Genomic DNA, 20,881 nt, shown 5'->3' with positions numbered 1-20,881 from the left:
TTGTGTTCACGGCCGGTTCACCGACCAGACACTTCGTCGTGCCGGGAATCATGCTAGCGATTCCGCCTGGGAAGCCCGGGGCCCAGAGGTCCCTGTTGCCATTTCGTGACCGAGTACACACGCAACGCACAGCCTCGGCAACCCCCTTGCATTCCTCCTCGCGTTGCGGTCTGGATGTCGGATTGTCGCGTGGGGCCTTGGCTGGAAGCCGCCCATTGATACCGTAGGACGGTGACTTCCTCCCCTGACGACCGCACCGCCGAGGTGGACACGAACGAGACCCCTTCGGGAACGCCCGACGCCAGTGCGTCAGCGGCGGAGAACGCGAAGAAGGCGACCGCCGCGACCGCGGCCAAGAAGCCACGTGCGCCTCGCCGCAGCACCACCACCGTGAAGAAGGCGACGGGCGGGGCGGCGGCGAAGAAGAGCGCCGACGAGAGCGGTGCGACGCCACAGCCCACGGGCGCGAAGACGGCGGCGTCGAAGACGTCGGCAGCGAAGACGATTGCGTCGAAGACGTCGGCAGCGAAGACGACGGCATCGCAAGGCGCGGGATCGAAGGCCTCGTCATCGAAGGCCACGGCAGCGAAGACGACGGCATCGAAGACGTCAGCATCGCAAGCCGCGGGAGCGAAGGGCTCGGCATCGAAGGCCACGGCATCGAAGGCCTCGGCATCGAAGGCCACGGCATCGAAGGCGGCGGCGAAGACCTCCGCATCGGCGAAGAGCGTCAGCGCAACGACGGCACCGGCCAAGGCGGCCGCAGAAAATGCCGCCGCGTCGCTCGAGGTCGTGGTGGAGCCGACGCCCAAGGGCAGCGTTGATGCTTCAGCCGTGGCGCCCGCAGCGCGCAGCGCCGATGCGGCGCGACTCGCGGCGGCGAGGAACACGGCAGCGCGCACACCCGCGCGACCCCGACAGGCCGGCGCCTCCCGGGCGGCGGCGGTGAAGAACGCGGCGGCCACGCCGACGTCCCCACGGGCGGCGACGTCCACAGCGACCGCTGCGAAGACGGCGGCGGCGAAGGCGGCGGCGGCCAAGTCGGCAGCGGCGAAGAGCACGGCGCGCTCCGCGTCGGCGAAGACAGCGGCGGCCAAGACGGCTGCCGCGAAGGCCGCAGCCGAGAAGGCCGCAGCCGAGAAGGCCGCAGCGGAGAAAGCCTCGGTCGAGAAGGCCGCAGCTGAGAAGGCGGCAGCCGAGAAGGCCGCAGCCGAGCAGGCGACGCACGAGGGGACCGGCGAGGAGGCGGCGGCCGACGGGGCTGCCGCGCTCGAGACCGTCACGGAGACGCCCGCCGTGGACGGTGAGGGCGTCGCGATTGCGTCCGCCACCGCGGTGGCGGACGACACGGCAGCTCCGATGTCCGCCGGCTCTGTGGGTGAAGCGGCGTCCGATGATCCGGGCGCGGACACCCTCGTCGCAGAGCTCGAACCGACCGCCGAGAGCACAGCCGTTCCCGTGCCCGCCGATGCGGTGGAGCCCGTGCAGAACCCCACAGCCGACGCGCTGACGGACGGCTCCGTCGTCGTCGTCGATCCGGAGACCTCGCAGGAGCCGCCGCTGCGTGCCGAGGGTTCCCGTGAGGACCAGCCGAGCACCGAGGCGATCCGCATCCGCGGCCTGGTGAAGCAGTTCGGCGACAACCGCGCCGTCGACGGCATCGACCTGTCGGTGCCCGCCGCCTCGTTCTACGGGATCGTCGGACCGAACGGTGCGGGCAAGACCACCACGCTCTCGATCGTCGCGGGGCTGCTGCGCGCCGACGAGGGGAGCGTCGTGATCTGCGGCATCGACCAGGCCGTCGACGCTCTCGCCGCCAAGCGCGTCATGGGAGTGCTTCCCGATCGCCTTCGCACCTTCGACCGCCTGACCGGCCGACAACTCCTCTACTACTACGGACTGCTTCGCGGGCTGGCGGCTGACGTCATCGAGAAGCGCGCCGCGGATCTGGCTCGCGCCTTCGACCTCGGAGACGCGCTCAACCGCGTGGTGTCGGACTACTCCGCGGGTATGACGAAGAAGATCATGCTCGCCGGTGCGATGATCCACTCGCCCCGCGTGCTGGTGCTCGACGAGCCCTTCGAGTCGGTCGACCCCGTGTCATCCGCCGTCATCCTCGACATCCTCCGCGCCTACGTCGCCCACGGGGGCACCGTGATCCTGTCGAGCCACGGCATGGACCTGGTCGAGCGGGTGTGCTCGCGTGTGGCGATCATCGTCAACGGCGAGGTGCTCGCGGAGGGGACGATCGACGAGGTCCGCGCGGGGCAGACCCTCGAATCGCGCTTCGTCGAGCTCGCGGGCTCCAGCGGCGAGGTGGAGGGGCTGGAATGGCTGCACACGTTCTCCGACTGAGGTTCGCGCTCCTCCTCGGCGCACTCCGCGGTGAACGCCGGATCCGCACGCTGCTGTCCTTCGGGGCCGTCGTCGCCGTGACGGTCGTGGTCTGCGTCGCGGTGTTCAGCCTGACCGACGCCTCCGTGCCGGTCGCCAGCGCGGTCACCGTGCTCGGCGGTGCGGCGGTGCTGCTCGGCTTCCTCGTCGGGCCGCTGCTGGTCGGGGCGGTGGACCAGCTCGACCCCCGTCGGTTCGCGGTGTTCGGCGTCGACGAGCGCCGGCTGCCCTGGGTGCTTATGCTCGCCTCGCTGGTGAGCGTGCCGAGCCTCGCCCTTCTCGCCGTCTATGCCAGCGTGTGCATCGTCGCGATCGAGGCGGGCGCGCCGTGGCCACTCGCGGTGATCATGTCTCTGCTCGGCCTGTTCATCACGGCCCTGATCGCCCGGATCGGCATGGCGCTGAACGCGATGCTGCTCCCGGAGCGTCGATCGAGGGAGCTCACCGCCCTGTTCGCGCTCGCCCTGATCGTGATCGCATTCCCCGTCGCCGTGTTCCTCGGTTCGTTGCGATGGGACGGTGACGTGCCCGCGTCGATCGCGACGCTCACGTCGGTGATCGGTGTCACTCCGTTCGCTGCGGCTCCGGCCTCTGCGTTCGCCGCGGCGGCAGGAGAGACCGGGACGGCGTGGGCGAGCGGTGCCGTCGCTGTGGTCACGGCCATCGCCCTCGCCCTCGTCTGGGCGTGGTTCGTCCGTCGTCTGCTGACGACCACCGAGCGGCCCGTCACAGCACGGGAGCGCACGGGCCTCGGCTGGTTCGGCCTGCTGCCGTCCAACGCTTTCGGAGCGATCGCGTCGCGCAGCCTCGTGTACTGGCTGCGGGACCGTCGCTACATCATGAACGTGATCGTCGTGCCCGTCGCCGGGGTGCTGACGGTGCTGCCGCTCATCGTCGCCGGTGTCCCGATCGAGATCGCGGCCCTCATCCCGGTTCCGGTGATGGCGCTGTTCTTCGGCTGGCTCCCCCACAACGACATCGCCTACGACTCGACCGCGCTGTGGACGCACGTGGCGAGCGGGGTACGCGGCCTTCCCGACCGCCTCGGACGGCTCGTCCCGGTGCTCCTCGTGGCCGTGCCGGTGCTCGCGATCGCGGTGCCGCTGTCGTTGCTGCTCGTGGGGAGCTGGACCCTCCTCCTTCCGCTGGTGGGTCTCGCGGTCAGTCTCCTGCTGTGCGCCCTCGGCATCTCGAGCGTGGTGTCGGTGGTCGCACCGTACGCGGTGTCGCGACCCGGGGACAGCCCCTTCCAGCAGCCGCAGCGGCCGACGTCCCACGGTGCCTACGGCCCCGCCGCGGCGTTCCTCGGATCCATCGTCCTGAGCGTGCCGACGATCTGGCTCTTCGCCGCCACGATCGTCTCCGGTTCGGCGTTCGCGCCCGCGGCGTTCTGGGTGGGGCTGTTCACCGGCGCGATCGTGCTCGTCGCCGGGGCTGTGCTCGGCGGGCGCATCTTCGAGCACAGCGGAGAGCGGCTCATGGAGTTCGTCGAGACCGCGTGACGGCCGCCCACCGGCCCCCCGACGCGGCTAGAATCGCGGAATGAGTACTCCGCTGGACAGCCCCGATCAGGGCGGCGTGGCAACGCTTGATCGCGAACTGGAAGAGCTCCTCCGGGAGGAGAACCTCGAACCGGGCGACCACGAGCGCTTCTCGCACTACGTGAAGAAGGACAAGATCCTCGAGTCCGCGATCACCGGGAAGCCGGTGCGCGCTCTCTGCGGCAAGAAGTGGACGCCGGGCCGCGATCCGGAGAAGTTCCCGATCTGCCCGACGTGCAAGGAGATCTACGAGTCGATGGTCGGCTGACCTCAGTCGGCCTCGAGGTAGACGGTCGGGATCGCCGGGTCGGACTTGCTGAGCGCCAGGGCGCGCACCGGCAGCTCCTCGCGCACGCGAAGGTGATGTGCGCGGGCGGCCGCCGTCCCGGCGACTCCCTCGTGCGCGGTATCGATGTCGCCGTCCTCGACGAGAGTGACCTGGAGCGGCCGGCCGTCCGCGTGCTCAGCGGGCGTGTCGAGCTCTTCGAACCCGTCCGAGACGACGACGGTCTCCGCCGTCGCGACGCCGTCGGACAGCGTCCGGAACGCTGCCTTCCGCCCCCCGAACGACGCCTTGTCGGCGGAGGCCTTGGCCACCCCGATCCAGGCTCCGTCGGCATCCTGCCGCGCGACCAGCTTGTACACCATGCTCGCAGTGGGGTAGCCGGACCCGGTCACGACCGAGGTGCCGACGCCGTACGCGTCGACGGGTGACGCGGCGAGAGCGGCGATCGCGTACTCGTCGAGGTCGCTGGTGACGGTGATGCGCGTGCCCGTCGCTCCCAGCTCGTCCAGCTGTGCGCGGACCTCGGCGGCCACGATCGGCAGGTCACCGGAGTCGATCCGGACGCCGCCCAGCTCGGTTCCTGCCACGCGGATCGCCGTCTCGACGCCGCTGCGGATGTCGTACGTGTCGACCAGCAGGGTGGTGTCGACGCCCATGCTCGCGACCTGGGCGCAGAAGGCGTCCTCCTCGGAGTCGTGCAGCAGCGTCCAGGAGTGCGCCGCCGTGCCCATCGTGGGGATGCCCCACGTGCGGCCGGCCTCCAGGTTGCTCGTGGCGGTGAAACCCGCGATGTAGGCGGCGCGGGCCGCGGCGACGGCGGAGCGCTCGGCCGCACGGCGAGATCCCATCTCGGCCAGCGGTCGCTCACCGGCCGCGATGCTCATGCGCGCCGCCGCCGTCGCGACCGCGGAGTCGTGGTTGAGCACGCTCAGCGCGAGGGTCTCCAGGACGACGGCATCCGCGAAGGATCCCTCCACCGTGAGGATGGGGGAGCCGGGGAAGTAGAGCTCGCCCTCGCGGTACCCGCGGACCGAGCCCGTGAAGCGGTAACGCTCGAGGTGGGAGAGCGTCTCGGTGTCGACGACCTGCTCGTCGCGCAGGAAGCGCAGCTCGTCGTCGCCGAACCGGAAGTCGCGGAGCAGGCTCAGCAGGCGCCCGGTGCCCGCGACGACGCCGAAGCGCCGGCCGCCGGACAGGCGACGCGAGAACAGCTCGAACACGCTCGGACGGAACGCGGTGCCGTCCCGGAGCGAGGCGGCGAGCATCGTGAGCTCGTAACGGTCGGTGAGCAGCGCCGTCGACGTGGTCATCCGCCCAGCATAGTGAGCCGCGATACGCGGGCCCTGCCGCGCGCGGGTAGGCTGGGGAGTCATGAATGACGCGCCGATCGGGATCTTCGACTCCGGTGTCGGCGGGCTCACGGTGGCCAGGGCCATCCGCGCCCAGCTGCCCAGAGAATCCTTCGTCTACATCGGCGACACCGCGCACTCGCCCTACGGCCCGAAGCCGATCGCCGACGTGCGCCGCTACGCTCTCGAGGTGCTCGACACCCTGGTCGACCAGGGCGTGAAGATGCTCGTGATCGCCTGCAACACGGCCTCGGCGGCGATGCTGCGCGATGCGCGCGAGCGCTACGACGTCCCGGTGGTGGAGGTCATCGGCCCCGCGGTGCGCCGAGCCGTCTCGACCACGCGCAACGGCCGGGTCGGCGTGATCGGCACGGTCGGCACGATCGGCTCCCGCGCGTACCAGGACATGCTCGAGGTGAACGAGCGCCTGCAGGTCTTCACGGCCGCCTGTCCGCGGTTCGTCGAGTTCGTTGAGGCCGGGGTCACCGGAACCCCGGAGGTGCTCGCCGTCGCGGAGGAGTACCTCGCGCCGCTGCGAGAGGCCGACGTGGACACGCTCGTCCTCGGCTGCACGCACTACCCGTTCCTCCGCGGTGCCATCAGCTACGTGATGGGCGAAGGCGTGACCCTCGTGTCGAGCGATGACGAGACGGCCGGCGACGTCTACCGTCAGCTCGTGCGCGGCGATCTGCTGGCCCCTGCGGATGCCACCGCCACCTACGTCTACGAGGCGACGGGCGACTCGGCCGACGATTTCACCGCGCTCGCCAACCGACTGATGGGCCGCGAGGTGCGCGACGTGCAGCTCGTCCACACCGGCGTCATCACCCTCCCCGACCCCGCGCTCGACGCGCGCTGATCCGCTCGCCCGTCCCGAACCGAGAGAAGCCCATGACCGACATCGTCCGTGCCGACGGCCGTTCCGCCTCGCAGCTGCGCGAGATCACCATCGAGCGCGGCTGGAGCGCGCAGGCCGAGGGATCGGCCCTGATCAGCTTCGGGGGCACCAAGGTGCTGTGCACCGCCTCGTTCACGAACGGCGTGCCGCGCTGGCTCACCGGCAAGGGCAAGGGCTGGGTGACGGCGGAGTACGCGATGCTCCCGCGCGCGACCAACAGCCGCAACGACCGCGAGAGCGTGAAGGGTCGCATCGGCGGTCGCACGCACGAGATCTCGCGGCTCATCGGCCGTGCCCTGCGCGCCGTGGTCGACACCAAGGCGCTCGGCGAGAACACGATCGTGATCGACTGCGACGTGCTGCAGGCCGACGGCGGCACCCGCACGGCGGCCATCACGGGCGCCTACGTCGCCCTTGCCGACGCCATCGAGTGGGGCCGCGAGAAGAAGTTCATCGGGCGCAACTCGACGCCGCTGCTCGACTCGGTCGCGGCGGTGTCGGTCGGGATCGTCGACGGCGAGCCCCTGCTCGACCTCGCGTACGTCGAGGACGTGCGCGCCGAGACCGACATGAACGTGGTCGTGACCGGTCGCGGCCTGTTCGTCGAGGTGCAGGGCACCGCCGAGGGGGCGCCGTTCGACAAGCGCGAGCTCGACGCGCTCCTGGAGCTGGGACTCGCGGGCTGCGAAGACCTGAAGGCGCGGCAGCTCGCGGCGCTGGCGGGGGAGTGACCGTGCGCGTCGTCCTGGCGACCCACAACCCGCACAAGGTCGAGGAGTTCCAGCAGATCGTCGCCCAGGCCAGGCCCGACCTGGAGGTGGTCGGCTATGACGGCCCCGAGCCCGTGGAGGACGGCGTGACCTTCGCGGAGAACGCGCTGCTCAAGGCCAGGGCGGCCGCCGCGCACACCGGGCTTCCGGCGCTCGCCGACGACTCGGGCATCTGCGTGGACGTGCTCGGCGGATCACCCGGTGTCTTCTCCGCGTACTGGGCCGGACAGAAGAAGGACGCGGTGGCGAACCGGGAGCTGCTGCTCGACCAGCTCCGCGACATCGCCGACCCGCACCGAGCCGCACACTTCACGTCGACGATCGCGCTCGTGGTCCCGGGTGGGGCCGAGCACGTGGTCGAGGGGATCTGGCCGGGACGGCTCGCGCACGCGGCGTCCGGCGACGGCGGCTTCGGCTACGACCCCGTGTTCGTCCCGGACGGCCAGGACGCGGGAGCCGAGCGCACGGTCGGGGAGTTCACCGCCGAGGAGAAGCAGGCGCAGTCGCACCGCGCCCGCGCCTTCACCGCCCTGGTGGCCCTGCTCGCAGGACTCTGACCTGGGCGGTCGCGGAGAAGTCCTGCTGACGGTGAGAATCGTTACCCTTCCCGACTAGCCAGGATCGGCCGTTCCGGGGCGATCCCCGGTCTAGCCTGGAGGCATGCACGATCACGCGCCCGCGCCCGGCGGTCTCCGCTCGGCGAGCAGCAGACGCCTGCTCGCCATCTCGTTGACGCTGACCGCCACGGTCATGATCGTGCAGGTGGTCGGCGCTCTGCTCACCGGATCGCTGGCGCTGCTCGCCGACGCGGCCCACATGTTCACCGACGCCTCCGCGCTCGTGATCGCGCTCATCGCGGCCACCGTCGCCGCCCGACCCGCGGACGACCGTCGGACGTTCGGCTACCAGCGCGCCGAGGTGTTCGGCGCGCTGATCAACGCGGTGATCCTGATCGCGCTGGCCACCGTGGTGGCCGTCCAGGGGGTCGAGCGCCTGCTGAATCCGAACACGGTGGAGGTCGCCGGCGGTCTCATGCTCGTCGTCGCGGTCGTCGGCCTGGTGGCCAACGCCGTGTCGATGTGGCTGCTCAGCCGAGCCCAGAAGACCAGCATCAACGTGCGCGGGGCCTACCTGGAGGTGATGGGCGACCTGCTGGGCTCGCTGGCCGTCATCGTCGCGGCCGCCGTGATCCTGCTCACGGGCTGGATGCCGGCCGACGCCATCGCCTCGCTGTTCATCGCGGCCATGATCATCCCGCGGGCGATCTCGCTGTTGCGCGAGGTCTTCTCGGTGCTGTCCGAATCGGCTCCGAAGGGCACGGCCGTCAGCGAGATCCGCACACACCTGCTCGGCTATGCAGGGGTGGTCGGCGTACACGACGTGCACGTGTGGCAGCTCACGCGCGGAGCCCCGGTGTTCACCGCCCACGTGAGTGTGGAGCCCGCACTCCTGGCGGACGGGCGCTCCGCCGCTCTCCTCGCCGACATGCAGTCGTGCCTCGCCGACCACTTCGACGTGGCGCACTCCACCTTCCAGATCGAGCCAGCCGAGCAGTCGGACTGCGAGCCGCACCACGCGTGACACGGCGACCGGCGCTCACTCCTCGACGGTGATCTCGTCAGGGGTCTTGTCCGGCCGGAGGCCTCGCCACCGCGCGTGACGGAGGATGCCGTCCGGTGTCCAGTTGCCGAACTCGACCTCGCCCACGAGCTCCGGTCGCACCCACAGCGCGTCCGAGGCGTCGGGCCTCGGCACGCCGTCGAGCGGCGGAGCGGACACCCGCAGCGGCTCGAGGCGCGCCATCAGCTCGCGGAGCATCCGGTCGCTGAACCCCGTGCCGACCCGTCCCACGTAGCGCAGTTCTCCCTCGTCGGGCACGGCCAGCAGCAGGGACCCGAGCGTGCCGTCGCGTTCGCCCTTGCCCGGACGGATGCCCACGATCACGGCCTCCTGCATGCGCGTGTTCTTCAGCTTGAGCCAGGACGGTGAGCGGACGCCGGGGCGGTAGCGGGACGCGGGGTCCTTGACCACGACGCCCTCGAGACCGAACTCGTCGCTCGCGCCGAGGGCCGCGTCCACGTCGTCGAACACCGGCGGCACCTGGACCGGCGCCTCGAGGTCGGCGACCAGGTCTTCCAGCAGCGTGCGGCGTTCGCGCAGCGGCATGCCCGTGAGGTCGTGCCCGTCGAGCCGGAGCAGGTCGAACAGCATGTAGACGACGGGCGTGCGCACCACCTCGCGCTCGATCTCGCGCGGGCGGGTCAGGTGCATCCGGTTCTGCAACAGGGAGAAGCTCGGCCGTGCGTGGGCGTCGAACGCGACGATCTCCCCGTCGACGATCGCCTCGTCGACCGGGAGGAACGGCGCCCCGTCGGCCGTGAGCTCGGGGTATCGCGCGGTGATGTCGGTGCCGCGCCGGGCGTGGAGCAGCATACGGCCGTCGCGCCAGGTGCCGATCGCCCGGATCCCGTCCCACTTCACCTCGACCCACGACGGGGAGCTGAGGCCCCGAGCGAGCGCCGGCGTGCCGGTCTCGGCGAGCATCGGGTCGAGCGAGGGCAGTGTGGTGCCCGCGGTGGGCGCGGCGGCGGTGGCCAGCGGGCGCCGCTTGCGGGCGGGGGACTCGGCCGGCCGGGATGTGGCGGCGACCGCGGACTCGCGCGCGGGAGGCGCCGCGACCGGAGCGGCGGTGTGGGGGGACGGGTGGAGCGATGCGAGCGGATCGATGCCCGAGGCGGCCCGTGCCAGCACCTCGTCGAGTTCGAGGTGCGCGAGCCCCGGATCGTCGAGCTCGTCCCACGTGCGCGGCGCCGCGACCCACGGCCGCTCGCGCCCCCGCAGCGAGTACGGGGAGATCGTGGTCTTCTTGGCGTTGTTCTGGCTCCAGTCGAGGAACACGCGCCCGCCACGGACGGCCTTCGACATCACGCTGGTGGCGAGGTCGGGGTGCTCGTTCTCGATGATGCGGGCGAGCTCCTTCACGACCGCGGAGACCTCGGTGCTGGTCTGTTCCCCTGGCAGGGCGGCGTAGAGGTGGATGCCCTTGCTGCCGCTGGTCACCGGGAGCGGATCGAGGCCCATGCCCCGCAGGAGCACCCGGGCCAGGCGGGCGACCTCGGCGCACGCGGGCAGCCCGACGCCCGGGCCGGGATCGAGGTCGAGCACCAGGCGGTCGGGGCGTCCGGGCAGACCGTCCGCCGTGAACCGCCACTGCGGCACGTGCAGCTCGATCGCGGCCACCTGGGCGAGCCACACCAGCGTCGGCACGTCGTCGACCAGCGGATACTCCTTCGGTCCGTCGGAGTGCTGGATGGCCTGGCGGGCGATCCACTCCGGGGCGCCGGGTTCGAGCTGCTTCGTGAAGAACGCGTCGGCCGGGGCCTCTGCGGTCCCCACCCCCTCCACCCAGCGCTTCCGGGTGACGGGGCGACCGTGCAGGAGCGGCAGCAGCTGCGGCGCGATCGCGGTGTAGTAGGCGATGATCTCGCCCTTGGTGGTGCCGGTGGCGGGGTACACGATCTTGTCGAGGTTCGTGACGCGCAGCCGTCGGCCGTCGATCTGCACGACCTGCGCCTCTCCCACCATGGGCCCAGCGTAGTCAAGGGCTGGTCGTGACAGGTGGGGCTGGTGTCTACTGGTGGGATGAGGACCATCTGGAAGGGCGCACTGACGTTCGGGCTCGTGAACGTCCCGGTCAAGGTGTACTCGGCGACGGAGGACCACGACGTGCCGCTGCATCAGGTGCACGACAAGGACGGCGGGCGCATCCGCTATCAGCGCACGTGCGAGGTGTGCGGCGAGACCGTCGCGTACTCCGACATCGACCGCGCCTACGTGGAGGACGGACAGACGGTCGTGCTCACCAAGGACGACCTCGCGGCCCTCCCGGCGGAGAAGAGCCGGGAGATCGACGTGGTCGAGTTCGTGCCGTCCGACCAGGTCGACCCGCTCACGCTCGACAAGCCCTACTACCTCGAGCCGGATTCGAAGTCGCCCAAGGCGTACGTGCTGCTGCGCAAGACGCTCGAGCAGACCGACCGCACGGCGATCGTGCGCTTCACCCTGCGGCAGAAGACGCGACTCGCGGCGCTGCGCGTGCGGGGCAAGGTGCTGGTGCTGCAGACGCTGCTCTGGTCGGACGAGGTGCGCGAGGCGGAGTTCCCCTCGCTCGACGAGGACGTGCGGATCTCGAAGAAGGAGCTCGAGCTGTCGTCCTCCCTGGTCGACAGCTACTCCGCCGACTTCGACCCCGAGGAGTTCGTCGACGAGTACCAGAAGGAGCTCCGGACCCTGATCGACGCGAAGATCGACGCGGGGGAGACCTTCGATGTCGCGGAGACCTTCGGAGACACCGAGAAGGCGGCGGACGGCGGCGAGGTGATCGACCTCATGGAGGCCCTGCGGGCGAGCGTGGCGCGGTCGAAGGAGAAGCGCGCGAAGAGCGCCGGCTGACGTGCCGGACCCGGTGGACCGGGTCAGTGCTTGCCGTCGCCGTCCAGGTCGGGCGCGCGGTCGAACACCTCGGGATCGAGGGCGAGCTCCTCGGCCTCGCGGTGGTCGGTCACCACATCCTCGCCCGCCGCCGCGGCCTTCTTCGCCTTGTGACGCTCCGTGAGGTAGTGCCACAGCGTGACCGCGGCCGTGCCACCGACGGCGATCAGGAGGATCACGTCGATGTAGTCGACGACGAGGTCGCGCACCCAGGGGATGTACGCGATCAGGTAGCCGACCATAGTGAGCCCGAAGCCCCACAGCATCGCGCCGATGAGGTTGTAGAGGGTGTAGCGCCGCCACGGCATGTGGCCCACGCCGGCCGCGACCGGGGCGAAGGTGCGCACGATGGGGACGAAGCGGGCGAGGATCACGGTGATGCCGCCGAACCGCTCGAAGAAGGCGTTGGTGCGCTCGACGTTCTTCCTGCTGAAGAGGCCGGACTCCTTGCGTTCGAAGATGGCCGGACCGCCCTTGTGGCCGATGTAGTAGCCGACCTCGCCGCCGATGAACGCCGACAGCGCGATGAGGAGCGTGACGACCCAGATGTTCACGCCGAAGACGTTGCTGGTGTGGGTGAGCAGCCCGGCGATGATCAGGAGCGTGTCACCGGGGAGCAGGAAGCCGACCAGGAGCCCGGTCTCGGCGAACACGATGAAGCACACGACGAGCAGTGCCCAGGGCCCTGCCGCGGCGATGATCGTCTGCGGATCCAGCCAGGGGATGAGGGCGGTCGGTGCGTGCAGCATGCTTTCGAGCACGGAAGGAGTCCCGTCGGTCGTGAATTGTCGGCGGTAGTGCGATGAGGGATGCCACAGCACCCGTCGTGCGGAAGGTGGGACTTGAACCCACACGCCGTAAGGCACAGGAACCTAAATCCTGCGTGTCTGCCAATTCCACCACTCCCGCGCGGTGAGTTCAGTCTACTGACCCGGGCCGAGCTCCACTCTGGGGATCGGCCCGCAGTTTCCCGTCTCAGCGGCGCGGATCGCGCTCGAGTCCGACCACCGCGACGACGGCTCCCGCGACCAGGGCGCCGAGCCCGCCCATCGCCATGTCCCCGATCGTGTCCTCGTAGGTGACGAAGATCTCCGTCGTGATGAATGTGCGGCCCGCCCACTCGACCATCTCCCACAGCGCGCTGGCCGCGAGTCCGATGAGCGGGCAGACGACGAGCGGGAGACGCGGGCGGAACGCGGGGGAGCCCTGGGGAGGGACGATGCCGAGGCGCGCGAGCACCACGTAGCCGGTGGCGGCGATCACCCCCGTGCAGAGGAAGTGCACCACGAGGTCCCAGCCCGGCAGCGAGCGGTACAGGTCGAACACGTTGCTCACGGCCGCGATCAGCACGATCGCTCCGACCGCGAGGTCGGCTCCCCCGCGCAAGCCGAGCGCTCGGGGCAGCATGAGGGCCGGGAGCGCGAACGCCAGCACGCCCGCGTCGGTGGGGGTCGACCAGATCGCCGCGATGATCATGCTCAGCACGCCGATCGCCCGCACGGCGTCGGCCGCGTACTCGGCGACGGTGCGGGGCGGGCGGAGGAAGTCGTCTTTCATGCGCCCTCCCCGAGGGGACCCGGTGCCGGCGGAGCGAAGTCGACCAGGGCCTGAACCGGAAGGTGGTCCGACGGCCAGCCGCCGCCGTGCTGCCGCGGATCGATCCCCGCCCGGACCACGTGCACCTCCGCGGACGCGAGGATCGCATCGATGCGTCGGCCGACCCGGGGCGTCCGGTAATGCGCGAACGTGCCCCACGCCGGCGTCGCCCTGGTGTCTGCCACACGCCAGGTGTCGCGCAGCGCCCCGTCCGCGGTGAGTGCCCGCCACGGCGCCGAGCCCTCGGCCGCGTTGAGGTCTCCGGTGACGACGACCGGTGTCCGCACCGCGACCGCTGCGGCATGCACCTCTGCGGCCTGCCGCCTCCGGGCCCACGGCGAGAACGCGTCCAGGTGCGTGTTGAGGAGCGTGAACTCGACCCCGCAGCGCCGGTCGCGGAACCGCGCGCCCACGACGACCCGCGGCAGGACGCTCGTCCACGCGATCGAGCCCGGCACCTCGGGACGGTCGGACAGCGCGCGCTGCCACCCGTCGAGCAGCTCGAGCCGCTCCCTGTCGTAGAACACCGGGCATCCCTCGCCGCGGGGACCGGGACGCCGACCGTGGCCGATCGAGCCGTACGCAGGGCCGAGGGCCGCCCGGATCGCACGCGCCTGCGCGGGCAGGGCCTCCTGCACCGCGAGCACCGTCGGCTGCTCGGCGCGCAGCATCGCGGCGACGCGGTCCCGGCGGGCGCTCCAGCGATCGGCCGCCCGCACCGCCAGCACACCGAGGTCGCGGCGCACGTTGACGCTCATGATCAGCAGCTCGGTGTCGCGCGGACGGCCGAGGAGCGGCGCGCTCACGACCGCGACCTCGCCGGAGCGGCGACGCCGAGCCGATGCAGCGTGCGGCGCAGGGCCAGCCGCGTCCACCGCACGGGCGGGAAGTCCTCCGGCCAGTGGATCAGCACCGTGCGGACGCCGCGGTGCACGCGGCGGGCGAACGAACGGCCGCTGTGGAAGGGACGCATCGAGATGCCCATCCCCGCCTCGCGCGCCCAGCGGATGCGGTGGCGTTCGCCGAGGTGGAACGCGAGGTCGAGGTCGTCGTGCACCTCGGGGTCGTCGCGGTGCACGCGGTCGCGCACGTCGCGCCACGCCCAGCGCCGGAGCGCGAGGTTCGAGCCGAACAGCGGTGCATGTCCGAGGGCGCTGCCGCACACCAGGGCGTAGGCGAGCAGATACGCGGTCGCGAGCGGGCGGCGCAGCGGTCGCGGTCCGTCGAGGAAGAGCGCGCCCCCGGTCCACGCCGCGACCCCGGGGTCGCGCACGCAGGCCGCGAGCATGACCTCGACCCACTGCCGGTCCGGGATGCAGTCGGCATCGAGACGCAGGAGCACGTCTCCCGACGCGGCGTCGTAGCCGGCTGCGCTCGCCGCGGCCGTGCCGGGTGTCGCGCAGTGGATGAGCCGCACGCCGTGAGCGGACGCGACCGCGCCGGACGCGTCGGTGGAGGCGTTGTCGACCACCAGGATCTCGTCCGGGGCGCGCGTCTGCGCGGCGAGCGCCGTGAGGCAGCGGTGCAGTTCGGCGGCGTCGTCCTTGACCGGGATCACCACCGTGACGGTGGGGTCGGGGGTGGCTGGTGTGGCGCGCTGCACGTCGTCTCCTCGCGGCTCGTCGGCCCAGCGTAGGCGGCGGGTGGGACCTGCCGCGACACGGTTGACAGCGCCCGGGGCTGGTCGATAGGGCGGTGTGGATAACTCCGGAGGGGCAGCGGCGATCCTTGTCAGGATGCTCGGGTGATCCATCCCTCCACGGCCATCGCCGAACACGTCCGTCGTCGCCTGCGTGCCGAGGGCGTCGACCCGGCCGACGACCCGGAGCGTGCGAGATCCATCGCGCGCTCGGAGGTGCGGCGCTACGACGATCTCGCGCTGGCGCGCGGGGCGGAGCCCGTGGACGACGAGACCGCGTGCATCAGCGAGGTGCTCGCCGCGATCGGCGGCTTCGGCGTCCTGCAGCCGCTCCTCGATGCGCCGGACATCGAGGAGATCTGGGTCAACGGCGACGGGGGCGTGCACGTGGCCCGCGGCGGCACATCCGAGCGCACCGACCTGCGCCTCGACGAGACCGTCGTGCGCGACCTCGTGGAGCGCATGCTGCACTCCTCGGGACGCCGCGTCGACATCGGCCAGCCGTTCGTCGACGCGTCGCTGCCCGACGGCTCTCGGCTGCACGTCGCGATCGCCGACGTGGTGCGCGGCGCGTGGAGCGTGAACATCCGCAAATTCCTCACCGGGCACCGCACGCTGGACGAGCTCGTCGCGCAGGGCTCGCTGCCGCCCGCGACGGCGGCGGAGCTCGCGACCGCCATGCGCGAGGGGGCGACCGTGATCGTGTCCGGGGCGACGCACGCGGGCAAGACGACGATCCTCGGGGCGCTTCTCGCGGCGTGCGCGTCGTCTCAGCGCATCGTCACGGTGGAGGAGACCTTCGAGCTCGCGGTCGGCGGGCCCGACGTGGTGGCGTTGCAAGGACGGCAGCCCAGTCTGGAGGGCACGGGGGAGATCACCCTGCGACGGCTGGTGAAGGAGGCGCTGCGCATGCGCCCGGATCGGCTCGTGGTCGGCGAGGTGCGCGACGCCGAGGCTCTCGACCTCGTCCTGGCGCTCAACACCGGTGTGCCGGGGGCGTGCACGGTGCACGCCAACAGCGCGGCCGAGGCGATCGAGAAGCTTTGCCTGCTGCCCCTGCTCGCCGGACGGAACATCGACCGAGGTTTCATCGCTCCCGCCCTGGCATCCGCGATCGACCTCGTGGTGCACTGCGAGCGGGATCGGGAAGGACGACGCCGCGTCCGCGAGATCCTCGCCCCGTCCGGCGAGGTCCGCGACGGTCGCGTGCAGTGCCGGACGGTGTACGACGCGACCGCGGAAGCGCGGGACCGGGTGGCGTCGTTCGCGGACCTCGTCGGGGGAGCACAGGCGTGAGCGTGCTGCTCGGGGCGATGCTGGCGGCGGGCCTGCTCCTGGTGCTCTCGCCCTGGCTCTGGCCGGCGGAGCGCCGGGCGCCGCGTGCGATTGCTCAGGGGCGCCTCACACGGCTCGGGGAGGAGGCCGGTTTTCCCGCGCTTCCCGCCTCGGCGCTGATCGCCGCGATCGCCGCGGCGGCCCTCATCGCCGGGTCGATCGTCTGGCTCATGACCGGGGTCGTGGTGCTCGCCGCGCTGGCGATCCTCGCGGGAGGGGTCGCCCCCGTCGCCTTCCTGCGCGGCCGGAGGCGGCGGCTGCGTCGACTGCGGCGGCAGCTCTGGCCCGACGTGTGCGATCTGCTGATCGCGTCGATCAGGGTCGGGCTGTCGCTCCCGGACGCGGTGGCGTCGCTCGGCGAGTCCGCACCGCCCGCACTCCGCCCCGCTTTCCGCGCGTTCGCTCGGGACCTGGAAGGCAGTGGCCGGTTCGAGTCGAGCCTCGACCGGCTGAAGGATGCGCTGGCCGACCCGATCGGCGATCGCATCGTCGAGACGCTGCGGATGGCGCGGCAGGTCGGGGGCACCGAGCTGATCGGGGTGCTGCGCGCCCTGTCGGCGTCGGTCAGGGCGGATGCGGCGCTGCGCGGAGAGGTCGAGGCACGGCAGTCGTGGATCCGCGGGGCCGCGGTGCTGGGGGCGGTCGCGCCCTGGGTCATCCTGACGCTGCTGGTGCTGCGACCCGAGGGAGCCAAGGCCTACGGCACCCCCGAGGGGGTGGTGGTGATCTGCGTCGGCGCCGTGGTGTCGGTCGCGGCCTTCCGCATCATGGTCCGCATCGGGCGTCTCCCCGAGCCGCGGCGGTGGTTCGGATGACCGGGATCACGGCGCTCGCGGCCGCGGTCCTGCTGGGAGGCGGTTTCGCGGCCGGGGTCCTCCTTCTGCTCGCGCGGCTGCCTCGGTGGCGGGCGGCACCGCTGATGTCTCGGATCGCCCCCTACGTGCGCGACGTGGTGGACGATGAGCGGCTGCCGGCGACGGCGCTTCCGGGCGTCGGACGCCTCCCCGCGCACCGGAGCTCGCCGGGCGAGCGGGTGCGCGATGCCCTCGAGCGTCTGGTGGGCGACGGCGACGTGCTGCGCAAGCGCCTGGCGCAGGCGGGGTCGGCGCTGAGTCCTGTCGCGTTCCGGGGCAGACAGCTCGCCTGGACGCTGGCGGGCATCGCGACCGGTGCGATCGCGGTGATCGTGCTCGTGCTCACCGGTCGCTGGTCGGTGCCGGTCGGTGTGATCCCGCTGCTCGCCGGCGCAACGGCCGCGATCGGCTACGACATGCAGCTCTCCGCCCGCGTCAGGGCTCGGCGCACGCGGCTCGCCGACGAACTGCCGACGACCCTCGAGTTCCTGGCGCTGTGCCTCTCGGCCGGCGAGAGCTTCCTCGACGCGGTGCGGCGCGTGGCCGGGGTGGGGTCGGGCGAGCTGACCGGGGAACTGCGCCGCGTCGTGTTGGAGGTGGGGACCGGGTCGACGCTCGCGGAGGGGCTGGGCGATATGGCCGCACGGCTGGAGCTGCCCGGCCTCTCGCGCGTGGTGGACCAGATCGTCGCCGCACTGGAGCACGGAGCACCGCTGGCCGCCGTGTTGCACGCCCAGGCCGGCGACGCGCGGGAGGAGGCCAAGCGCACCCTCATCGAGCAGGCGGGGCGCAAGGAGATCCTGATGCTGCTTCCGCTGGTGTTCCTGATCCTGCCGCTGTCGGTGGTGTTCGCGATCTATCCCGGGCTGTTCATCCTGCGGCTCGGCCTCGGCTGACGTGCCTGGTGCCCGCCTGTGGATAACCGCGCACGCGGGTGGGCGCTCCCGGGCAGACTGACGGCATGATCACACGCCTGCGTTCTCCGCTCCGTGCCCTCGCCGACGACGAGAGGGGAGACGTCCCCGGCTGGGTGCTCGTGACACTCATGACGGCGGGGTTGGTCGTGGTGATCTGGGCCGTCGCGGGGCCCGCGCTGACCTCGCTGTTCGAGCAGGCGATCCAGCGGGTGTCGGGTCTCTGACGTGCCCCTCCGTGCGGCCGTGATCGATGACCGCGGGTCGAACCCGGTGGAGTTCGTCCTGGTCGGCACGCTCCTCACCGCCCTCACTCTCGCGGTGCTGCAGCTGGCGCTCGCGGTCTACGTGCGCAACGTGGTGCACGACGCGGCGGTGGAGGGCGCCTACTACGCCGCCCTCGCAGACGTCTCGCTCGGCGAGGGGAAGCAGCGCACGCAGGATGTGATCACCCGCGCGATCGGCCCCGCCTACGCGGAGGACGTCGCCGTCGGGACGTCGCGCGTCGCGGACCGGGAGTCGGTCGACGTGCGGGTGAGGACCAGCCTGCCGGTGTTCGGCCTGATCGGCGTGCCGTACGGGCTGCAGGTCGAGGCTCACGCACCGGCGGAGTCGTTCGATGCGGGATGATCGCGGCTCGAGCTCCCTGGAGTTCATCGCCGCCGGGGTTCTGATGCTCGTGCCGCTGCTGTATCTGGTGATCGTGCTGGGCTCCGTTCAGGAGCAGACGCTGGGGGTCGAGGCCGCCGCCCGGCACGCGGCGCGCGTGATCGCGACCGCTCCCGACGCGAGGACGGCCGCCTCCCAGGGTGATGCGGTGCTGTCGAGCATCGCATCGCAGTACGGCATCGACGACGACGACGTGCAACTGGCCGTGACGTGTCTGCCACAGGGCGTTCCGTGCCCCTCCGCCGGTGCGACCGTCACGGTCTCGGTCGCCACCAGCGCCCGCCTGCCGTTCGTGCCCGCGGTCCTGGGCCTGGACAGAGCCACGTCGGTGCCGATCGAGGCCGTGTCGGCGCAGAAGGTGTCGCGTCAGTGGGGTGCCGAGTGAAGGCGGGGGACGCCGCCCGGGGCACGGACGCGGAGGAGGGGAGCGTGCTGCTGCTCGTGCTCGGCTACGTGCTGCTCGCGCTCGCCGTGATCTTCGTGTGCGCCTGCGCGACCGACCTGTACATCGCCCAGAAGCGCCTGGACGCCCTCGCCGATGCGGCCGCGCTCGCCGGAACCGACGGCTTCGTCCTCACGGTGCAGGGGCAGACGCCGCGCGCGGAACTCACGGACGGGGCGGTGGCGGCGCAAGCCCGGCCGCTCGTGGACGGTGCGGGCGGGGACGAGGTGCTGGTGTCGGCGACCTCCCCGGACGGGGCTTCGGCGCGCGTGACCGTTCGCACGGCGTGGCATCCACCGCTCGTGTCGCCGTTCGTGCCGGAGGGTCTTACGCTGCAGGCGACCGCGACGAGCCGCACCGCCCTGCGGTGACCAGCCGGGGCCTCAGGCCTCCGCGGGCGGATCCGGGCGGGGGACGAAGCGGGGGATCCACCGCAGGAACCCGGCAGCGCCGAGCAGTCCGATCACGCCGATGGCGCCCGCGGCGACGGAGAGCGTCGACACCGCGGTGATGGCGGAGACGAGGAGCGGGGCGACGGCGCCGCCCGCATCGGTCAGCGTGCGCCAGGAGCCGAGGAAGGCGGCGGGCTCGCGCTCCGGGGCGACGTCGGCGCCGAGCGTGAGCAGGATGCCGCTGGAGAGCCCGTTGCCCACGCCCAGGACGGCGGCGAACATCCCGAACCACAGCACCGCGGCATCCCCGTCGTGGGTGAAGGCCAGGGCGAGGAACCCGACACCCATGAGCAGCATCGCAGGCATGGCCGCCCACAGCCGCCCGAACCGGTCCATCACCTGCCCGCTCGCGTAGAAGAGGGCGAAGTCGATCGCGCCCGAGACCCCGACGACCAGCGCGATCGTCGACGCGTCGAGCCCCAGCGACAGGCCCCACAGCGGCAGGACCACCTGCCGGGCGGAGCGGACGGCGGACAGAGACGCGGCGGCGAGACCGAGCCGTGACAGCAGTCGTCGCTGCCGCCACATGGTCTGGAAGATGCCCGCGCGCTCGATCGTCGGGATCGAGCCGCTCACGGCCTCTCCGCTGTCCTCCACGAAACGCTCGGTCGAACGCACCGGCGGGATCGTCGCCTCCGGGTCCGGCCCGAACAGCACGAGCAGCACCATCACCACGAGGCAGACGCCGAAGAACCAGATCGCCGCGGACTCGCTGCCGAACAGCTGCAGAAGCCCCGCGGCGACGAACGGGCCGATGAAGATGCCCAGACGGAAGCTGCCGCCCAACAGGGACAGCGAGCGCGCACGGAACGGCAGGGGAACGCGCGTGGTCATGAACGCGTGCCGCGCCAGCCCGAACGCGGCCGCGCACAGCCCGAGCACGAACACGGAGGCCGCGAGCACGCCGAGCGACGGCGCGAACAGCATGCCCGCTCCGGACAGCAGCGCCGCCGTTCCGGCGATCACCATCGTGTATCGCTCGCCGATGCGGCCCACGGCCCAGCCGGCCGGGAGGTTCCCGCAGAGCTGTCCCACCACGAGCGCCGACGCGACCAGCGCCGCCGTCGCCACGTCTGCGCCCATCGACGCGGCGATCACCGGGATCAGGGGGATGACGGCCCCCTCGCCGAGAGCGAAGAGGACGGTGGGCAGATACACCATCGGTCCGAACTGACGAAGGACCGTGGATGCGCTGCTCACCCTCCTCACGCTACTCCCGCGCGGGAGCAGCGCCCGACGACGGCGTCCCCG

Annotated in this window: 23 protein-coding genes and 1 tRNA gene; 15 read left to right on the top strand and 9 right to left on the bottom strand. The window is 71.7% G+C overall.

The window, feature by feature from the left end; all coding sequences use genetic code 11:
• Nucleotides 1-53: 53 nt before the first annotated feature.
• Nucleotides 54-965 (bottom strand): hypothetical protein, encoded by a 912-nt coding sequence (locus ACWGQ1_RS09360; RefSeq protein ID WP_452312841.1) that lies wholly within the window; start codon nucleotides 963-965, stop codon nucleotides 54-56.
• On the opposite strand from ACWGQ1_RS09360, the gene ACWGQ1_RS09355 reads away from it, so the two are divergent.
• From ACWGQ1_RS09355 to ACWGQ1_RS09345, 3 genes are read left to right on the top strand one after another with little or no spacing between them, the layout of a single operon-like run.
• Entirely contained in the window at nucleotides 946-2,355 is a 1,410-nt protein-coding gene (locus ACWGQ1_RS09355; protein WP_452312840.1) for an ATP-binding cassette domain-containing protein, read from the top strand. The two genes, ACWGQ1_RS09360 and ACWGQ1_RS09355, sit on opposite strands and share 20 nt — an antisense overlap.
• Nucleotides 2,331-3,896: a hypothetical protein gene (locus tag ACWGQ1_RS09350; protein WP_136030619.1), complete on the top strand. Its 1,566-nt coding sequence runs from the start codon at nucleotides 2,331-2,333 to the stop codon at nucleotides 3,894-3,896. The genes ACWGQ1_RS09355 and ACWGQ1_RS09350 overlap by 25 nt, the downstream gene beginning before the upstream one ends.
• 40 nt (nucleotides 3,897-3,936) lie before the next feature.
• Nucleotides 3,937-4,203: a DUF3039 domain-containing protein gene (locus ACWGQ1_RS09345; protein WP_028503536.1), complete on the top strand. Its 267-nt coding sequence runs from the start codon at nucleotides 3,937-3,939 to the stop codon at nucleotides 4,201-4,203.
• A gap of 2 nt (nucleotides 4,204-4,205) precedes the next feature.
• Here ACWGQ1_RS09345 and ACWGQ1_RS09340 read toward each other — a convergent pair whose 3' ends face one another.
• On the bottom strand, nucleotides 4,206-5,531 hold the full coding sequence (locus ACWGQ1_RS09340; protein WP_247981927.1) for a nicotinate phosphoribosyltransferase: 1,326 nt from the start codon (nucleotides 5,529-5,531) through the stop codon (nucleotides 4,206-4,208).
• Between the two features lie 61 nt (nucleotides 5,532-5,592).
• Between ACWGQ1_RS09340 and murI the strand changes: the two genes are divergently transcribed.
• The 4 genes from murI to ACWGQ1_RS09320 all read left to right on the top strand — a co-directional run bounded on the left by murI (nucleotide 5,593) and on the right by ACWGQ1_RS09320 (nucleotide 8,819).
• Nucleotides 5,593-6,429, top strand: a complete 837-nt coding sequence (gene murI, locus ACWGQ1_RS09335; protein ID WP_136030623.1) for a glutamate racemase — start codon at nucleotides 5,593-5,595, stop codon at nucleotides 6,427-6,429.
• A 32-nt stretch (nucleotides 6,430-6,461) separates the two neighbouring features.
• Nucleotides 6,462-7,199 carry a ribonuclease PH gene (rph, locus tag ACWGQ1_RS09330; protein ID WP_136030625.1) on the top strand — a complete coding sequence of 246 codons (738 nt, stop codon included), beginning with the start codon at nucleotides 6,462-6,464 and terminating at the stop codon, nucleotides 7,197-7,199.
• Nucleotides 7,196-7,795, top strand: coding sequence for an RdgB/HAM1 family non-canonical purine NTP pyrophosphatase (gene rdgB, locus ACWGQ1_RS09325; protein WP_247981926.1), 600 nt, complete (start codon nucleotides 7,196-7,198; stop codon nucleotides 7,793-7,795). The genes rph and rdgB overlap by 4 nt, the downstream gene beginning before the upstream one ends.
• 103 nt (nucleotides 7,796-7,898) lie before the next feature.
• Entirely contained in the window at nucleotides 7,899-8,819 is a 921-nt protein-coding gene (locus ACWGQ1_RS09320) for a cation diffusion facilitator family transporter (RefSeq protein WP_136046235.1), read from the top strand.
• A 15-nt stretch (nucleotides 8,820-8,834) separates the two neighbouring features.
• Here the strand turns inward: ACWGQ1_RS09320 and ligD are convergent, their stop codons facing one another.
• Nucleotides 8,835-10,823 (bottom strand): non-homologous end-joining DNA ligase, encoded by a 1,989-nt coding sequence (ligD, locus tag ACWGQ1_RS09315; protein WP_247981925.1) that lies wholly within the window; start codon nucleotides 10,821-10,823, stop codon nucleotides 8,835-8,837.
• 57 nt (nucleotides 10,824-10,880) lie between these two features.
• On the opposite strand from ligD, the gene ku reads away from it, so the two are divergent.
• The gene (gene ku, locus ACWGQ1_RS09310) at nucleotides 10,881-11,690 is read left to right on the top strand and encodes a non-homologous end joining protein Ku (RefSeq protein ID WP_136030633.1); all 810 of its coding nucleotides are present in this window, start codon (nucleotides 10,881-10,883) and stop codon (nucleotides 11,688-11,690) included.
• A gap of 23 nt (nucleotides 11,691-11,713) precedes the next feature.
• Here the strand turns inward: ku and ACWGQ1_RS09305 are convergent, their stop codons facing one another.
• From ACWGQ1_RS09305 to ACWGQ1_RS09285, 5 genes are all read right to left on the bottom strand, one after another.
• Nucleotides 11,714-12,478 carry a DedA family protein gene (locus ACWGQ1_RS09305; protein WP_136030635.1) on the bottom strand — a complete coding sequence of 255 codons (765 nt, stop codon included), beginning with the start codon at nucleotides 12,476-12,478 and terminating at the stop codon, nucleotides 11,714-11,716.
• Between the two features lie 78 nt (nucleotides 12,479-12,556).
• Nucleotides 12,557-12,638 (bottom strand) — tRNA-Leu (locus ACWGQ1_RS09300).
• Nucleotides 12,639-12,704: 66 nt separating this feature from the next.
• Nucleotides 12,705-13,286 (bottom strand): hypothetical protein, encoded by a 582-nt coding sequence (locus tag ACWGQ1_RS09295; protein ID WP_452312839.1) that lies wholly within the window; start codon nucleotides 13,284-13,286, stop codon nucleotides 12,705-12,707.
• Nucleotides 13,283-14,131 (bottom strand): endonuclease/exonuclease/phosphatase family protein, encoded by an 849-nt coding sequence (locus ACWGQ1_RS09290; RefSeq protein WP_366626594.1) that lies wholly within the window; start codon nucleotides 14,129-14,131, stop codon nucleotides 13,283-13,285. The genes ACWGQ1_RS09295 and ACWGQ1_RS09290 overlap by 4 nt, the downstream gene beginning before the upstream one ends.
• On the bottom strand, nucleotides 14,128-14,928 hold the full coding sequence (locus ACWGQ1_RS09285) for a glycosyltransferase family A protein (protein WP_240753253.1): 801 nt from the start codon (nucleotides 14,926-14,928) through the stop codon (nucleotides 14,128-14,130). Before ACWGQ1_RS09285 ends, ACWGQ1_RS09290 begins: the two co-directional genes overlap by 4 nt.
• Nucleotides 14,929-15,069: 141 nt before the next feature.
• On the opposite strand from ACWGQ1_RS09285, the gene ACWGQ1_RS09280 reads away from it, so the two are divergent.
• The 7 genes from ACWGQ1_RS09280 (at nucleotide 15,070) to ACWGQ1_RS09250 (ending at nucleotide 19,549) form a co-directional block, all read left to right on the top strand.
• Nucleotides 15,070-16,260, top strand: coding sequence for an ATPase, T2SS/T4P/T4SS family (locus ACWGQ1_RS09280; RefSeq protein WP_452312838.1), 1,191 nt, complete (start codon nucleotides 15,070-15,072; stop codon nucleotides 16,258-16,260).
• Entirely contained in the window at nucleotides 16,257-17,114 is an 858-nt protein-coding gene (locus ACWGQ1_RS09275) for a type II secretion system F family protein (protein WP_136045842.1), read from the top strand. Before ACWGQ1_RS09280 ends, ACWGQ1_RS09275 begins: the two co-directional genes overlap by 4 nt.
• The gene (locus ACWGQ1_RS09270) at nucleotides 17,111-18,049 is read left to right on the top strand and encodes a type II secretion system F family protein (RefSeq protein WP_452312837.1); all 939 of its coding nucleotides are present in this window, start codon (nucleotides 17,111-17,113) and stop codon (nucleotides 18,047-18,049) included. Before ACWGQ1_RS09275 ends, ACWGQ1_RS09270 begins: the two co-directional genes overlap by 4 nt.
• A 65-nt stretch (nucleotides 18,050-18,114) precedes the next feature.
• Nucleotides 18,115-18,294, top strand: a complete 180-nt coding sequence (locus tag ACWGQ1_RS09265) for a hypothetical protein (RefSeq protein ID WP_136030645.1) — start codon at nucleotides 18,115-18,117, stop codon at nucleotides 18,292-18,294.
• A 1-nt stretch (nucleotide 18,295) separates the two neighbouring features.
• Nucleotides 18,296-18,697 carry a TadE/TadG family type IV pilus assembly protein gene (locus tag ACWGQ1_RS09260; protein WP_247981915.1) on the top strand — a complete coding sequence of 134 codons (402 nt, stop codon included), beginning with the start codon at nucleotides 18,296-18,298 and terminating at the stop codon, nucleotides 18,695-18,697.
• Nucleotides 18,687-19,121 carry a TadE family protein gene (locus tag ACWGQ1_RS09255; protein WP_247981914.1) on the top strand — a complete coding sequence of 145 codons (435 nt, stop codon included), beginning with the start codon at nucleotides 18,687-18,689 and terminating at the stop codon, nucleotides 19,119-19,121. Before ACWGQ1_RS09260 ends, ACWGQ1_RS09255 begins: the two co-directional genes overlap by 11 nt.
• Entirely contained in the window at nucleotides 19,118-19,549 is a 432-nt protein-coding gene (locus tag ACWGQ1_RS09250; RefSeq protein WP_136045845.1) for a hypothetical protein, read from the top strand. Before ACWGQ1_RS09255 ends, ACWGQ1_RS09250 begins: the two co-directional genes overlap by 4 nt.
• A 12-nt stretch (nucleotides 19,550-19,561) precedes the next feature.
• Here ACWGQ1_RS09250 and ACWGQ1_RS09245 read toward each other — a convergent pair whose 3' ends face one another.
• Nucleotides 19,562-20,791: an MFS transporter gene (locus ACWGQ1_RS09245; protein WP_136045849.1), complete on the bottom strand. Its 1,230-nt coding sequence runs from the start codon at nucleotides 20,789-20,791 to the stop codon at nucleotides 19,562-19,564.
• Nucleotides 20,792-20,881 lie beyond the last annotated feature (90 nt).

This window comes from Microbacterium sp. NPDC055599 (assembly GCF_053618975.1).
This window is presented reverse-complemented; position numbering and strand designations above follow the sequence as displayed.

Bases quoted from the DNA above. Each gene is read 5' to 3' on its own strand.
- ACWGQ1_RS09350 (WP_136030619.1), top strand. From the start codon at position 2,331: ATGGCTGCACACGTTCTCCGACTGAGGTTCGCGCTCCTCCTCGGCGCA.
- ACWGQ1_RS09345 (WP_028503536.1), top strand. From the start codon at position 3,937: ATGAGTACTCCGCTGGACAGCCCCGATCAGGGCGGCGTGGCAACGCTT.
- ACWGQ1_RS09340 (WP_247981927.1), bottom strand. From the start codon at position 5,531: ATGACCACGTCGACGGCGCTGCTCACCGACCGTTACGAGCTCACGATG.
- murI (WP_136030623.1), top strand. From the start codon at position 5,593: ATGAATGACGCGCCGATCGGGATCTTCGACTCCGGTGTCGGCGGGCTC.
- rph (WP_136030625.1), top strand. From the start codon at position 6,462: ATGACCGACATCGTCCGTGCCGACGGCCGTTCCGCCTCGCAGCTGCGC.
- ACWGQ1_RS09320 (WP_136046235.1), top strand. From the start codon at position 7,899: ATGCACGATCACGCGCCCGCGCCCGGCGGTCTCCGCTCGGCGAGCAGC.
- ligD (WP_247981925.1), bottom strand. From the start codon at position 10,823: ATGGTGGGAGAGGCGCAGGTCGTGCAGATCGACGGCCGACGGCTGCGC.
- ku (WP_136030633.1), top strand. From the start codon at position 10,881: ATGAGGACCATCTGGAAGGGCGCACTGACGTTCGGGCTCGTGAACGTC.
- ACWGQ1_RS09305 (WP_136030635.1), bottom strand. From the start codon at position 12,478: ATGCTGCACGCACCGACCGCCCTCATCCCCTGGCTGGATCCGCAGACG.
- ACWGQ1_RS09295 (WP_452312839.1), bottom strand. From the start codon at position 13,286: ATGAAAGACGACTTCCTCCGCCCGCCCCGCACCGTCGCCGAGTACGCG.
- ACWGQ1_RS09270 (WP_452312837.1), top strand. From the start codon at position 17,111: ATGACCGGGATCACGGCGCTCGCGGCCGCGGTCCTGCTGGGAGGCGGT.
- ACWGQ1_RS09265 (WP_136030645.1), top strand. From the start codon at position 18,115: ATGATCACACGCCTGCGTTCTCCGCTCCGTGCCCTCGCCGACGACGAG.
- ACWGQ1_RS09255 (WP_247981914.1), top strand. From the start codon at position 18,687: ATGCGGGATGATCGCGGCTCGAGCTCCCTGGAGTTCATCGCCGCCGGG.
- ACWGQ1_RS09245 (WP_136045849.1), bottom strand. From the start codon at position 20,791: ATGGTGTATCTGCCCACCGTCCTCTTCGCTCTCGGCGAGGGGGCCGTC.